The sequence below is a fragment of the Lederbergia sp. NSJ-179 genome (assembly GCF_022867885.1).
Lineage (GTDB): Bacteria > Bacillota > Bacilli > Bacillales > Bacillaceae_C > Lederbergia.
In genome coordinates, this window is the sequence record NZ_JALIFP010000001.1 from 272,485 (window position 1) to 285,813 (window position 13,329).

Below are 13,329 nucleotides of genomic sequence, written 5' to 3' on the forward strand. Positions count from 1 at the left end.
TAAATTCTTAAAAAAACCGATAGTTGACTGGAGGAGCATTATGCAAACAAAGCTCTTAAATATTGGATTCGGAAATATTGTCTCAGCCAATCGAATTATTTCGATTGTCAGGCCAGAATCAGCCCCAATCAAGCGGATCATCCAAGATGCGCGCGATCGTGCAACATTAATTGATGCTACTTATGGAAGAAGAACAAGGGCTGTCATCATTATGGACAGTGAGCATGTGATTCTTTCGGCTGTTCAGCCTGAAACTGTGGCTCAACGGTTGTTTGGCAAGGACGATAATGAAGAAGGGTAGGAACAAAATGAAAGAAAAGGGGTTGCTAATTGTCCTTTCTGGCCCGTCAGGAGTTGGGAAAGGAACGGTAAGAAAGGCCGTATTTTCACGACCAAATGCTCAATTTGAATATTCGATTTCTGCTACGACAAGGCCGCCTCGTAAAGGTGAAATAGATGGTGTCGATTATTTCTTTAAAAGCAGGGAAGAATTTAAACAAATGATCCGGGATGGAAAATTACTGGAATATGCCGAATATGTAGGCAATTATTACGGGACTCCTTTGGATTACGTAAATGAGACCTTAAACGCTGGAAAAGATGTTTTCTTAGAAATTGAAGTTCAGGGGGCAAAACAAGTAAGGGAAAAGATTCCTGATGGATTATTTATATTTTTAATGCCTCCAAGCTTAAATGAACTTCAGAGCAGAATAGTTGGTAGAGGCACTGAATCAGTAGAGTTAATTCATAACCGTCTGGAAGCTGCTCGCAAAGAAATTGAATTAATGAGTCTCTATGATTATATTGTGGAAAATGATGATGTGGAAAAGGCTGTTGATCGGATTAACACGATTGTGCAGGCAGAGCATCTTCGAAGTGAACGAATTGCTGGAAGATATATTAAAATGTTGGAGGTTGAAAAATAATGCTTTATCCGTCTATTGATAAGTTGTTAAAAGTGATTGATTCCAAATATTCCCTAGTGACCGTTTCGGCCAAGAGGGCCCGTCATTTACAGGATGAGTCGAATCCTTTATTAGCGGAATACAAATCACATAAATTTGTTGGAAAGGCATTGGAAGAGATTTATACAGGCGCCCTAAAAGTGAAAGAAACGAATCAATAATATGAGGTTTTTCATAGGCAACCTATATAGATATGGGTTGTCTTTTCTGTAATGGAAACACATAATAATAGTAATTCAGCTCGTATCATTTAGACGGGGGTGTAGGAAATGAAGAAAAATATTCTATTATGTGTAACAGGTGGCATTGCTTGTTATAAAGCAGCCTCCCTTACAAGCAAGCTTATCCAATCGGATTACTCTGTAAAAGTGATCATGACAGAATCAGCCATGAATTTTGTATCACCCCTAACGTTCCAAGCCTTATCACGAAATGAAGTATACACAGACACATTTATAGAAAATAATCCTGAGGTGATTGCCCATATTGATTTGGCGGACTGGGCGGATCTATGTTTGGTTGCACCTGCAACAGCAAATATGATTGGGAAACTAGCCAATGGTCTTGCGGATGATATGGTTTCAACAACATTACTTGCGACAACAGCACCTGTCTGGATTGCGCCAGCGATGAATGTGCATATGTACGATCATCCAGCTGTACAAAAAAATATAAACACACTCTATCAGTTTGGTCATCGTTTTATTGAACCAGGTGAAGGGTATTTAGCATGCGGATATGTTGGAAAAGGAAGATTGGAAGAACCTGAAACAATTGCAGAACTCATTCATCAACATTTTTCTGAGCCGGCACAGCCACTGAAAGGGAAGAATGTGCTGATCACTGCAGGGCCAACAAAGGAAAGAATTGATCCTGTCCGATTTTTAACCAATCATTCATCCGGCAAAATGGGGTATGCATTAGCAGAAGAAGCGGCGAAAATGGGAGGAAATGTTACGCTTATCTCGGGTCCTAGCACATTGCCATCACCATTAGGGGTAAAAGTTATTTTTGTAGAAAGCGCCGCACAAATGTATGACCAGGTTTTACATCACTTTCCGAAAGCGGATATTGTCATTAAAAGTGCTGCTGTGGCGGATTATCGTCCTAAACATGTCTCACAGCAAAAATTAAAAAAGAAGGACGGCAATTTGACACTAGAGTTAGAAAGAACGAAAGATATATTACTAGAGCTAGGAAAAAGAAAAAAGCAGCAGTTTCTTGTCGGGTTTGCGGCTGAAACAGAAAATATAGAAGAACATGCTTTATCCAAACTGAATAGAAAAAATGCGGATATGATCATAGCGAATGATATTACGGCAGAAGGAGCAGGCTTTGCGGCCGATACGAATATCGTTACGATTTTTCAAAAGAAGCATCCACCAAAGACATTGCCATTATTGAGTAAAAGTGAAACAGCGAGAAAAATCATGGAAGAAATTATTCAAAACATGGTAGGGGAATCTTAGCCATGTTGATTGCAGAAGTAATTGTCGATGTACCAGCGCTTGGAACAGACAAAGTGTTTGATTATACAGTACCAGAAAAATGGCTTCCTATCATTGAGCCAGGCATGAGGGTGGCCGTTCCCTTTGGCCCACGACTGATCCAGGGTTTTGTAATGAACATTAAGACGGAAAGCACATTTGAGAAATTAAGGGAGATCAAGGAACTCCTAGATCTCACTCCTGTTTTTAATAAAGAATTGCTTGAATTAGGCGAGTGGGTTGCAGATGAAACACTCTCCTTTAAAATATCAGCCTATCATGCGATGCTTCCTGCGGCTATGAAGTCAAAATATGAAAAGCATATTCGCCGAATCAATATGGATCCTCACCCAGTATTAGATCGACTATTCGAAAACCAAACAGAACTTCCTTGGCAGGAAGCTGAACAAAAAGGGATACTTCATACATTACGAGATGAAGTAAAGGCAGGAAATGCAGAAGTAATTTACTATTTAAAAGATCGAGCGAAGAAAAAGACCATAAAAAGGTATACAACTCATCTGAATCAGGATAAATTAAAAGATTATCAGAATGGGTTAAGGGCAAATGCTACTGCACAAAAGAAACTATTACTGTTTTTAATGAAGCATCCAAACGAAAGTTTTACGATGCAACATTTAACGGAATTAAGTGGCACCTCACATACAGCGATACAGGCTTTTATAAAAAAAGGGATATTACAGGTGAGTCAAGATGAGGTGTATCGAAATCCTTTTGCCCACAAAGAATTTGAGCGCACTTTGCCATTGTCTCTTACACAAGAGCAAACCAAAGCGATTACCCCTATTCTTTCTAAAATAGAAGCAAATGAATATAAAACCTTTCTATTATTTGGTGTAACCGGGAGTGGAAAGACGGAAGTCTATTTGCAGTCTATTCAAAGAGTAGTAGAAAAAGGGAAAGAGGCGATTGTGCTTGTTCCTGAAATCTCTTTAACTCCGCAAATGGTTGATCGTTTTAAAGGAAGGTTTGGTGAAGATGTGGCGGTCCTTCATAGTGGATTGTCCATCGGTGAAAAATACGATGAATGGCGAAAGGTCCAAAGAAGAGAGGCGAAGGTCGTTGTCGGGGCTCGATCGGCTATTTTCGCTCCACTAGAAAATATAGGCATCATCATTATTGACGAAGAACATGAAACAAGTTATAAACAAGAAGAGCAGCCGCGCTACCATGCACGGGATGTAGCAATCCAAAGGGCAAAACATCATCAATGCCCCGTTGTTTTGGGGAGTGCAACCCCTTCTCTTGAAACTTTTGCAAGAGCACAGAAAGGTGTATATCACCTGTTAACATTATCCAAACGGATGAATGAAAAGGCCTTGCCTTCTGTTTCGATTGTTGATATGAGAGAGGAAATGAGAAGTGGAAATCGTTCCATGTTTTCAACAGAATTATTTGATAAATTAAAGGATCGGATTGAAAAACGAGAACAATCGATTTTATTTTTAAATAGAAGGGGACATTCCTCCTTTTTACTTTGCCGTGATTGTGGGTATGTCATGCAATGTCCCCATTGTGATATTTCTTTAACCTATCATCGATTTTCAAATGAATTAAAATGTCATTATTGTGGATTCAGTACAGGAGTTCCGAAAACCTGTCCTGAATGTGCAAGTCAACATATTCGTTATTTTGGTACTGGAACCCAGAAGGTAGAGGAAGAGTTGCATAAGGTATTGCCTGAAGCAAGGATCATAAGAATGGATGTCGATACAACATCCAGAAAAGGAGCGCATGAAAAGCTACTCGATCAGTTTAAATTAGGGAAAGCAGATATTTTATTGGGGACGCAAATGATTGCAAAAGGATTGGATTTTCCTAATATTACGCTTGTTGGCGTATTAAGTGCAGATACAATGCTCAATTTGCCCGATTTTAGATCGGCTGAAAAGACGTTTCAACTTCTTACACAGGTAAGTGGGAGGGCTGGTAGACATGAATTGATGGGAGAGGTTGTCATCCAAACTTATACACCTGAACATTATAGTGTAGAACTTGCAGGTAGACAGGACTATGATCATTTTTATCAGCAAGAAATGATCTTGAGGAAAGCGGGCTCCTATCCACCCTTTTATTATCTAACCTTGGTAACCGTTAGTCATGAAGATTTAATGAAGGTAATCTCAGCTTGTGAAAAGATAACGAAATTTATTCAAGCAAATCTTTCTGATCAAGCGGTTATTTTAGGACCAGCTTCCTCTCCTATTCCACGAATCAATGATAGATATCGATATCAATGTCTGATAAAATACAAACATGAACCAAAGTTAAAATCTACCCTAAAAAAATTACTAGAACATTACCAAAAACAATACACCAAAGAAGGTTTGACCATCTCCATTGATGTCAACCCTTATAACATGATGTAACAGCGAAAAGCGCAAGCGCCTGTTCAGCGACGTACAAACTTTTTAGGGTCCTGACGAGATAAAGGAAACACGATGAATCCGAAGGATGAATCGATGTTGACTTATCGTAGGAAGGAACCGAAAGTTTGCTAGTCGCTAGGCGCTGGAGCTGGACAGCGAAAAGCGCAAGCGCCTGTTCAGCGACGTACAAATTTAATGTTAAAGGATGAACAGTTAAATACGCGCCGTCCTGGCGCAACACTGTTCTGACCCACATCCTGTGGGCCTAAAGTTAATTGGTAGAAAGTAGTGAGAGGAAATGACGAAAATCGTATTTATGGGGACACCTGATTTTTCGGTGCCTATTCTCAAAAAACTAATTGATGATCAAAATGACATTGTCGGGGTGGTGACACAGCCAGATCGTCCTGTTGGGCGTAAAAAAAAGCTAACAGCCCCACCTGTGAAAGAAGAAGCTGAACGCCACGGAATTCCCGTATTGCAACCAGAAAAAATTCGTGATTCCGAAGAAGTAAAGAAAATTATGGATCTTGAACCAGACTTATTAGTGACAGCAGCTTATGGACAAATTCTTCCAGAATCGTTATTAAATGGCCCCAAATATGGCTGTATCAATGTGCATGCTTCTTTGCTCCCTGAATTAAGAGGGGGTGCTCCGATTCATTATGCACTACTGCAAGGAAAAGAAAAGACCGGTATCACCATCATGTATATGGTGAAGCAGCTTGATGCAGGGGATATTCTTAGTCAGGTAGAGGTTCCAATTGATGAAACGGATGATGTCGAGAGTTTACATAATAAATTAAGTGTGGCTGGAGCATCCTTGCTTTCTGAAACGATTCCTGAGCTTCTAGCTGGTCGAATAAAACCAAGACCTCAAGCGCATCACTTAGCTACATATGCTTCTAATATCACAAGAAATCAAGAAAAAATTAATTGGGATGAAACAGGTGAAACAATTTATAACCAAATAAGAGGATTAAGTCCTTGGCCTGTCGCTTATACAATTTGGTCAGGAAAAACACTTAAAATATGGCGAGCAGAAAAGGCCGATATTCCAGGTCAATATCCGCCCGGAACGATTGTAACAATTGACAAAGATAGTTTTACGATTGCCACCAAAAATCAAACGGGTATTAAAGTATTGGAAGTACAACCAGCCGGTAAAAAGAAAATGACGACAGAGCAATTTTTGCATGGAACAGGCTCCTCTATAAAACCCGGAGATAGATTGGGACAAAATAATGACTAAAAAGAAAATGACTGTGCGCGAAGCCGCCTTACACATCATCGAAATGATCGATAAACAGCAATCTTATAGTAATTTGCTGTTGAATCAGATTATTCAAAGAGAAAAAATAACAGGGCCTGATGTCGGTCTACTAACAGAATTGGTATATGGGACGATTCAACGGAAATTAACTCTTGATTATTATCTTAAACCTTTTCTGCGTAAGCAACCTGATCAATGGGTACGCAACTTACTTCGTTTATCCATTTATCAAATGGTTTATTTAGACAAAATACCTGATAGGGCGATTTTATTTGAAGCCGTCGAAATAGCAAAAAGACGCAGTTCTAAAGGGATTTCCAGCTTTGTAAATGGAATTCTCAGGCAGATTCAAAGACAGGGTGTTCCTTCATTTCACTCTATTGATGATCCGTTGGAGCGACTTTCTGTCGAAACAAGTCATCCACTCTGGCTTGTACAAAGGTGGAACAAACAATTTGGATGGACTAAAACAAAAGAAATGTGTCAATATAATTTACTCCCACCTACTCAAACAGCTAGAGTAAATAGGATGAGGACAACAAAGGAAAAGGTCATTCCTTTACTAGAGGAAGAGGGGTTTGATGTCCAACCAAGCCCTATTATTCCAGAGGCCATTAGAATTTTAAGAGGAAATATCGCCCACTCAAAGGTTTATCGAAATGGCTTAGTGAGTATTCAAGATGAGAGCTCGATGGTGGTAGCTTATGCATTAGAACTATCTCCGCATTTAGCCGTTCTTGATGCATGTGCAGCACCAGGTGGTAAAACAGGACATATTGCCGAAAAATTACAAGGAACGGGTAAGGTTACAGCTCTAGATCTCCATCCACATAAAATAAAACTAATCAATAAAAGTGCTGAACGACTCCAATTGAGGAATGTAAAAGCAAAGGTAATGGATAGCCGATATTCAAGTGAAATACTTCAACCAGGATCGTTTGATCGAGTTTTAGTAGACGCTCCATGTTCTGGTTTTGGAGTTTTGCGCCGTAAGCCTGATATTAAATATTCTAAGACCATTCAAGATATTACCTCCCTTAGCCAAGTTCAGCAAAAGATTTTAAAAGAATCTGCTAAAGCGGTTAAACAGGGCGGCTTACTTATCTACAGTACATGTACAGTGGACAAGGAAGAAAATATAGGAACAGTGAACGAATTTTTAAGACAACAAGAAAATTTTGAAGCACATCCTATTCATGTACCTGAAAGCTTAACTCATTTAGTTGAACCTCAGGCAAATACAATTCAAATATTGCCGCAAGATTTTGGTGGAGATGGATTTTTTATTGCAGCCTTTAAAAAGAAGAGTGAATAAGTGGATTGAAAATCTTAACCCTTATAGATAAGCGAATTGCTTAAAGAGGAGAAGAGAGCTATGAATGCTATTTTTAAAACAGACAAAGGTAAAATTCGACCCCATAATGAGGATAACGGCGGGATTTTCTTGAATTCTGCTCATCATTATCTTGCGATTATTGCAGATGGAATGGGTGGACATAATGCAGGGGAAGTAGCAAGTAGACTAGCAGTATCCAGCTTAGAAAAACTATGGGAGGAAACGGATGATTTTGCTTCCCCAGAAATGGCTGAGCAGTGGATTCGCACTCAGATAGAATCTGTGAATAAAAAGATCTTTGATCATGCACAAACTCACCCTGAATGTGAGGGAATGGGAACGACTTTAGTTGCTGCTTTATGGTTAGGTGGATTTGCTACGATCGTCAATATTGGTGATAGTCGATGTTATTTACTGAATGAAGATGGATTTAAACAGGTAACAGAAGACCACTCACTTGTAAATGAACTTGTGAAGGCTGGTGAAATTTCGGCAGAAGATGCAGAATTTCATCCAAGAAAAAATATGTTGCTAAAAGCAATGGGAACGGAACCGGAAACAGAAATGGATATTTTTACGATTACGATGGAAAAAAATGATAAACTTTTGCTTTGTTCCGATGGATTATCCAATAAAGTGTCCTTAACTGAAATGCAAGCGATTATTGAAACAGAAATGGAGCTTGAAGAGAAAGCCACTACTTTAATCGATTTAGCTAATCAGTATGGTGGAGAAGATAATATCTCTATTGCCATTATAGAAGCACAGGCTGAAAGCAGGTGCGATGATTGATGTTAATAGGAAGAAGAGTCAGCGGCCGCTATAAAGTGATCCGATTAATCGGTGGAGGCGGAATGGCCAATGTTTATTTGGCTCATGACATGATTCTTGATCGGGATGTCGCAATAAAAATATTACGTTTAGATTTTGCCAATGAAGATGAATTTATTCGACGTTTTCAAAGAGAAGCTCAATCGGCGACAAGCTTAACTCATGAAAATATTGTCAGCATCTATGATGTTGGCGAAGAAGATGATATCTATTATATTGTCATGGAATTTGTGGATGGTATGACTTTAAAGGAATATATCCAAAACTATCATCCACTTGAAATCGAAAAAACAATTGATATTATGAAGCAATTGACTTCAGCAGTTGCTCACGCCCATCAGAATCATATTATACACAGAGATATCAAACCGCAAAATATTTTAATGGATCATAATGGTCATGTGATGATCACTGATTTTGGAATTGCAATGGCTTTAAGCGCCACTTCCATCACTCAGACAAATGCTGTTTTAGGATCTGTACATTATTTGTCACCTGAGCAAGCGAGAGGTGGTATGGCAACGAAAAAGTCTGATATCTATTCTTTAGGTATTGTGATGTTTGAATTATTAACGGGAAGATTACCGTTTTTTGGTGAATCGGCCATATCTATTGCTTTAAAGCATTTACAAACTGATACACCTTCTCCAAGACGCTGGAACCCGATGATTCCGCAAAGTGTGGAAAATATTGTTTTAAAAGCGACGGCAAAAGATCCATTTCAACGCTATGAAAGTGCCGAGGAGATGGAAAGAGATCTAGATACAGCATTAAATCCGGATCGTTTGCACGAGCAAAAATTTGTGATTCCTGAAGATCATGAGGCAACGAAGGCGATTCCGATCATATCTGAAGAAGATATTTCAAATATGAACAACCAGACGATTCCTCATCAAAAAAATGGACAGGCGACAATCGCTGCAAATCCCAATAACCAACCTAAGCCAAAAAAGAAAAAGCGGAAAAAGTGGCCATGGATTATAGGAAGTATGACAGCCTTGCTTATTTTACTCATCGTCTTTTTTATGTTCCTCTTGCCCGCGATACAGGCGGCTCAGACGTTCGAGATACCAGATGTAACGGGAGAAGAGTATGAGGATGCAGTGCTTATTCTGACTAAGAAGGGATTAATCGTAGAGGACCCCTTCGAAATGCCTGATGAAGAAATTCCTGAAGGAAAAGTCATTAAAACGAGTCCTAGGGCGGGTAAACCTGTCAAAAAAGGCCATACCGTGAATATTTATACGAGTACAGGGAAAGAAAAAATAACATTATCTGATTATACGGGACATCCCATTGATGAAGTAAAAACATTGCTGAAAAGCCAAGGTTTTAAAGATAACAATATTAAGATAGACGAACAATATGATGAGTCTGCGCCAGGAACAATTCTCGAACAAACGCCCAGTCCAAAATCAGAAGTGGTTCCAGAGGAGACAACGATTTCCTTTATTGTGAGTGGGGGAGGAGAAAAAATTACGTTAAAAGACTTAAGCGGCTATAATGTGAAAGGGCTGGAAGACTATGAGGAATCAACAGGTTTAGAAATTGATATGTCTGCTGAAGAGTATTCAGAAACAGTAGACGAGGGGCAAGTAATTTCGCAAGAACCGGAAAAAGGGACAGAGTTGTCCCAAGGAGACAAGGTCAAGGTTGTCATCTCAAAAGGGAAAGAAGAAATCCCATTTAAGGTCGTTACGAAAGAAATTACAATTCCTTACGAACCTGCTCCTGATCAAGAAGAGGAAGGGGAAGACGAAGAGGCTGACCAAGAAAAAGAAGAACCAACACCAACACCGCAAGAAGTGCAGATATTGATTCAAGATATGGACAATAATATGTCGGTCCCAGCCGAAACGATCTCAATTTCGAAAACGACCGTAAAGGAATTAACATTCAGAATTGAAAAAGGAAGTAAAGCAAGCTATAAAGTAGTGAGCGGAGACAGAGTCATATTGGAAGATGATGTGGAATATCCGGAAGAATAAAAGAGCATGTTCAAAAGGAAGATAAAAAGGACCAAGAAGTTCGAGGCGGCGTAGCTTTGAGCAGCGGACTTGTACAGGATGTACTGACTTCTGCGTTGCCCACAGGACGTGGGCGGTTTTAGCAGAAGAACCTTATCCCGATACGTGAGCAGCGGAAAAGCAAGCCAACGAAGAAATTCGCTTATGTCTTTTTACCGGACTTTTTGAACTTCCTTTAAAATGGAAGGAAAGGTGACATGGCAGAAGGAATCATTATAAAAGCTTTAAGCGGATTTTACTACGTCGAAGATAATCAGCAAATCATTCAATGCCGGGGGAGAGGTATATTTCGAAAAAATAAAATCACTCCTCTTGTTGGAGATCATGTGGTGTATCAAGCAGAGAATGATAAAGAAGGGTATATCATGGAGATTAAAGCAAGGAAAAATGAATTGATTCGCCCTCCAATTGCCAATATTGATCAAGCCATCTTGACTTTTTCTGCAAAAGAGCCGGATTTTAATCCGGTTCTGCTAGACCGATTTCTCGTCTTCATTCAATATCATCAAATCACACCGCTTATCTGTATCACAAAAACAGATCTTCTTACAGGTGAGGAAAAAAAGGAAATAGAAGAAAGACTATCTGTATATCAAAAGGTTGGGTATGAAGTGATTTTTTTGTCGGCCTATTCGACAGATGGGTTCGAACAGTTTCGCTCTTTTATCGCAAATCAAACAAGTGTTTTTGCAGGGCAATCGGGAGTGGGGAAAACCTCACTTTTGAATGCTCTGCAACCTGGTTTGGAATTGAAAACAAGTAAGATTTCCAGTCATTTAGGTCGAGGGAGACATACAACAAGACATGTAGAATTCATCCGAATTGGTGATGGACTGATTGCAGATACACCTGGCTTTAGTTCATTGGAATTTAATGAGATAGACATAGAGGATTTAGCATGGACCTTCCCGGAGATAAGAAATAAAGGAAAAGACTGCAAGTTTCGTGGATGCTTTCATGAAAATGAACCCCATTGTGCCGTTAAAGCGGCAGTAAAAGCGGGGGACATTGATGAACAGCGTTATCAACATTATATACAATTTTTAACTGAAATTAAAGATCGAAAGCCGAGGTATTGACGTTATGAAAATTGCACCTTCCGTATTGTCGGCAGACTTTACAAAGCTGGGAGAGGAAATTAAAGAAGTAGAAGCAGGCGGGGCAGACTATATCCATATTGATGTGATGGATGGCCATTTTGTACCGAATATTACGATGGGACCCTTGGTTGTTCAGGCAGTGAAAAAAACGACAAACCTTCCATTGGATGTCCATTTAATGATTGAACAGCCGGAACGCTATATCCAAGAATTCGCTGATGCTGGAGCAGATTTATTAACCATCCATATTGAAGCAGATAAACATATACATCGAACACTTCAAGAAATTAGAAGGTTAGGGATTAAGCCCGGGGTCGTGCTTAATCCTGTGACACCAGCCTCCATGATCACCCATATTTTGGAAGAAATCGATATGATTTTAGTCATGACGGTCAATCCGGGATTCGGAGGACAAACATTTATTCAGCCAATGTTGGCAAAAATTCAGGAAATAAAAAAAATGATTCAAGCTAGAAACCTTCATATTGATATTGAGGTAGACGGAGGGATTGATGCTCATACGGCCAAACTGTGTAGACAGGCTGGAGCCAATATTTTCGTGGCAGGTTCGGCGATTTTTGGGCAACCGAATCGGAAATTAGCGATTCAAGAGATCCGTTCTAGTATTTTGTGAAAATGAGAATCCATATTGTAGCTGGCGGCCCTCCACAACTAATACCGGATCTTACGTTGTTCGATGGGAATGATGTTCTGTGGATAGGCGTTGATCGCGGAGTTTATTATGTATTAAAATATAATCTTGCTCCAACACTTGCAATTGGCGATTTCGATTCTGTTACTCCGGAGGAATGGGAGCTCATCCAACGAAGTACAAAGGAATTGGAGACTTATCATCCGGAAAAAGACGAAACAGATATGGAATTAGCATTAATATGGGCATCCCAGCAAAATCCAACCAATATTAAAATTTTCGGGGCTACTGGGGGAAGGCTTGATCACTTTTTAGCCAATACCTTTCTGCTAACCAAATACCAAAAACCTGATTCATTTTCTATTGAAATCATTGATCTTCAAAATGAATTATCTTTCTTTTATCCTGGTCAATACCAGGTGAAGATGAATAGGGATAAAAAATATATTTCCTTTATCCCCCTTAGCTTAGAAGTGAGCGGATTATCGCTAACCGGTTTTAAATACCCACTTTTCAATCAAAATATAGATTTTGCTTCTTCCTTATGTATAAGCAATGAACTTATACAAAAAACTGGTACTTTTTCATTTGAAAAAGGCATATTAATGATGGTAAGAAGTAATGATTAAATCTTTAGGCGAGTACTTATCTATAAACAATGAATATACTATTAGGGGTAAATATGGGTATTTTCTAGGTTAGGAGGGAATGAAGTGAGATTTTATACGATTAAACTTCCAAGATTTTTAGGTGGAATTGTAAGGGCCATGCTGGGGGCGTTTAAAAAGGGGTAAGCCGCTTGACCCTTATAGATGAGCTTAAGTCCTTGGAAACGGTCATAAGATGGACTAAGAAGTTGATACACCTTACATTTTGGTCATCACAAAAAGGCGTCCTTAGCAGACGCCTTTTTGTGATGACTTTATTATACTCGTTCAACTTTTCCGGATTTAAGAGCTCTTGCGGAAACCCAAACACGTTTTGGTTTACCGTCTACAAGGATCCTCACTTTATGGAGATTTGCTTTCCATGTACGTTTATTCGCATTCATCGCGTGTGAACGTTTATTTCCAGATCTTGTTTTACGACCGGTGACGACACATTGTTTTGCCATTCTATATTCCCTCCTGTCACTGAAGTCAAACTATTCATTCGTTCATTCCTTCAATTTTGATCAGACACTTACATAATTTATCATACATACCTGCTGATTGCAATCATCTTAGCGATGCTCGCTAGGTTTCTTTTTGTAAAATCAAAATAGGGAA

General features: G+C 39.2%; 14 protein-coding genes. 13 read left to right on the forward strand and 1 reads right to left on the reverse strand.

From position 1 onward, the window contains the following. The first annotated feature begins 40 nt into the window (after window positions 1–40). From remA to spoVM, 13 genes are all read left to right on the forward strand, one after another. Window positions 41–301, forward strand: a complete 261-nt coding sequence (gene remA, locus MUB24_RS01425) for an extracellular matrix/biofilm regulator RemA (RefSeq protein WP_057986748.1) — start codon at window positions 41–43, stop codon at window positions 299–301. Window positions 302–308: 7 nt separating this feature from the next. Next, window positions 309–926, forward strand: coding sequence for a guanylate kinase (gene gmk / locus MUB24_RS01430; RefSeq protein ID WP_244700198.1), 618 nt, complete (start codon window positions 309–311; stop codon window positions 924–926). Beyond that, a complete protein-coding gene (rpoZ, locus tag MUB24_RS01435) occupies window positions 926–1,126 on the forward strand; it encodes a DNA-directed RNA polymerase subunit omega (RefSeq protein ID WP_244700201.1) in 201 nt (66 codons plus the stop codon). The genes gmk and rpoZ overlap by 1 nt, the downstream gene beginning before the upstream one ends. A gap of 108 nt (window positions 1,127–1,234) precedes the next feature. Then, on the forward strand, window positions 1,235–2,434 hold the full coding sequence (coaBC, locus tag MUB24_RS01440) for a bifunctional phosphopantothenoylcysteine decarboxylase/phosphopantothenate--cysteine ligase CoaBC (RefSeq protein WP_244700204.1): 1,200 nt from the start codon (window positions 1,235–1,237) through the stop codon (window positions 2,432–2,434). Between the two features lie 2 nt (window positions 2,435–2,436). Further along, window positions 2,437–4,842: a primosomal protein N' gene (gene priA, locus MUB24_RS01445; RefSeq protein WP_244700207.1), complete on the forward strand. Its 2,406-nt coding sequence runs from the start codon at window positions 2,437–2,439 to the stop codon at window positions 4,840–4,842. A 298-nt stretch (window positions 4,843–5,140) separates the two neighbouring features. Next, complete coding sequence (gene fmt / locus MUB24_RS01450) at window positions 5,141–6,094, forward strand: methionyl-tRNA formyltransferase (protein WP_244700210.1); 954 nt, start codon at window positions 5,141–5,143, stop codon at window positions 6,092–6,094. Beyond that, on the forward strand, window positions 6,087–7,430 hold the full coding sequence (rsmB, locus tag MUB24_RS01455) for a 16S rRNA (cytosine(967)-C(5))-methyltransferase RsmB (protein WP_244700213.1): 1,344 nt from the start codon (window positions 6,087–6,089) through the stop codon (window positions 7,428–7,430). Before fmt ends, rsmB begins: the two co-directional genes overlap by 8 nt. A gap of 60 nt (window positions 7,431–7,490) precedes the next feature. Then, the gene (locus MUB24_RS01460) at window positions 7,491–8,243 is read left to right on the forward strand and encodes a Stp1/IreP family PP2C-type Ser/Thr phosphatase (protein ID WP_244700216.1); all 753 of its coding nucleotides are present in this window, start codon (window positions 7,491–7,493) and stop codon (window positions 8,241–8,243) included. Then, window positions 8,243–10,270: a Stk1 family PASTA domain-containing Ser/Thr kinase gene (pknB, locus tag MUB24_RS01465; protein WP_244700536.1), complete on the forward strand. Its 2,028-nt coding sequence runs from the start codon at window positions 8,243–8,245 to the stop codon at window positions 10,268–10,270. Before MUB24_RS01460 ends, pknB begins: the two co-directional genes overlap by 1 nt. 236 nt (window positions 10,271–10,506) lie before the next feature. Next, window positions 10,507–11,388, forward strand: coding sequence for a ribosome small subunit-dependent GTPase A (rsgA, locus tag MUB24_RS01470; RefSeq protein WP_244700219.1), 882 nt, complete (start codon window positions 10,507–10,509; stop codon window positions 11,386–11,388). Between the two features lie 4 nt (window positions 11,389–11,392). Beyond that, window positions 11,393–12,043: a ribulose-phosphate 3-epimerase gene (rpe, locus tag MUB24_RS01475; protein WP_244700222.1), complete on the forward strand. Its 651-nt coding sequence runs from the start codon at window positions 11,393–11,395 to the stop codon at window positions 12,041–12,043. Window positions 12,044–12,045: 2 nt separating this feature from the next. Beyond that, window positions 12,046–12,690 carry a thiamine diphosphokinase gene (locus MUB24_RS01480; RefSeq protein ID WP_244700226.1) on the forward strand — a complete coding sequence of 215 codons (645 nt, stop codon included), beginning with the start codon at window positions 12,046–12,048 and terminating at the stop codon, window positions 12,688–12,690. Window positions 12,691–12,774: 84 nt separating this feature from the next. Beyond that, on the forward strand, window positions 12,775–12,855 hold the full coding sequence (spoVM, locus tag MUB24_RS01485; RefSeq protein WP_062105115.1) for a stage V sporulation protein SpoVM: 81 nt from the start codon (window positions 12,775–12,777) through the stop codon (window positions 12,853–12,855). A gap of 131 nt (window positions 12,856–12,986) precedes the next feature. Here the strand turns inward: spoVM and rpmB are convergent, their stop codons facing one another. Continuing rightward, window positions 12,987–13,175: a 50S ribosomal protein L28 gene (gene rpmB, locus MUB24_RS01490; RefSeq protein ID WP_057986722.1), complete on the reverse strand. Its 189-nt coding sequence runs from the start codon at window positions 13,173–13,175 to the stop codon at window positions 12,987–12,989. Between the last annotated feature and the right edge of the window lie 154 nt (window positions 13,176–13,329).

Excerpts from the sequence above, each read along its gene's own strand:
- rsgA (WP_244700219.1), top strand. The coding sequence starts at position 10,507 with ATGGCAGAAGGAATCATTATAAAAGCTTTAAGCGGATTTTACTACGTC.
- MUB24_RS01480 (WP_244700226.1), top strand. The coding sequence starts at position 12,046 with ATGAGAATCCATATTGTAGCTGGCGGCCCTCCACAACTAATACCGGAT.
- fmt (WP_244700210.1), top strand. The coding sequence starts at position 5,141 with ATGACGAAAATCGTATTTATGGGGACACCTGATTTTTCGGTGCCTATT.
- gmk (WP_244700198.1), top strand. The coding sequence starts at position 309 with ATGAAAGAAAAGGGGTTGCTAATTGTCCTTTCTGGCCCGTCAGGAGTT.
- MUB24_RS01460 (WP_244700216.1), top strand. The coding sequence starts at position 7,491 with ATGAATGCTATTTTTAAAACAGACAAAGGTAAAATTCGACCCCATAAT.
- rpoZ (WP_244700201.1), top strand. The coding sequence starts at position 926 with ATGCTTTATCCGTCTATTGATAAGTTGTTAAAAGTGATTGATTCCAAA.
- priA (WP_244700207.1), top strand. The coding sequence starts at position 2,437 with ATGTTGATTGCAGAAGTAATTGTCGATGTACCAGCGCTTGGAACAGAC.
- rpe (WP_244700222.1), top strand. The coding sequence starts at position 11,393 with ATGAAAATTGCACCTTCCGTATTGTCGGCAGACTTTACAAAGCTGGGA.
- pknB (WP_244700536.1), top strand. The coding sequence starts at position 8,243 with ATGTTAATAGGAAGAAGAGTCAGCGGCCGCTATAAAGTGATCCGATTA.
- rsmB (WP_244700213.1), top strand. The coding sequence starts at position 6,087 with ATGACTAAAAAGAAAATGACTGTGCGCGAAGCCGCCTTACACATCATC.
- coaBC (WP_244700204.1), top strand. The coding sequence starts at position 1,235 with ATGAAGAAAAATATTCTATTATGTGTAACAGGTGGCATTGCTTGTTAT.
- remA (WP_057986748.1), top strand. The coding sequence starts at position 41 with ATGCAAACAAAGCTCTTAAATATTGGATTCGGAAATATTGTCTCAGCC.
- rpmB (WP_057986722.1), bottom strand. The coding sequence starts at position 13,175 with ATGGCAAAACAATGTGTCGTCACCGGTCGTAAAACAAGATCTGGAAAT.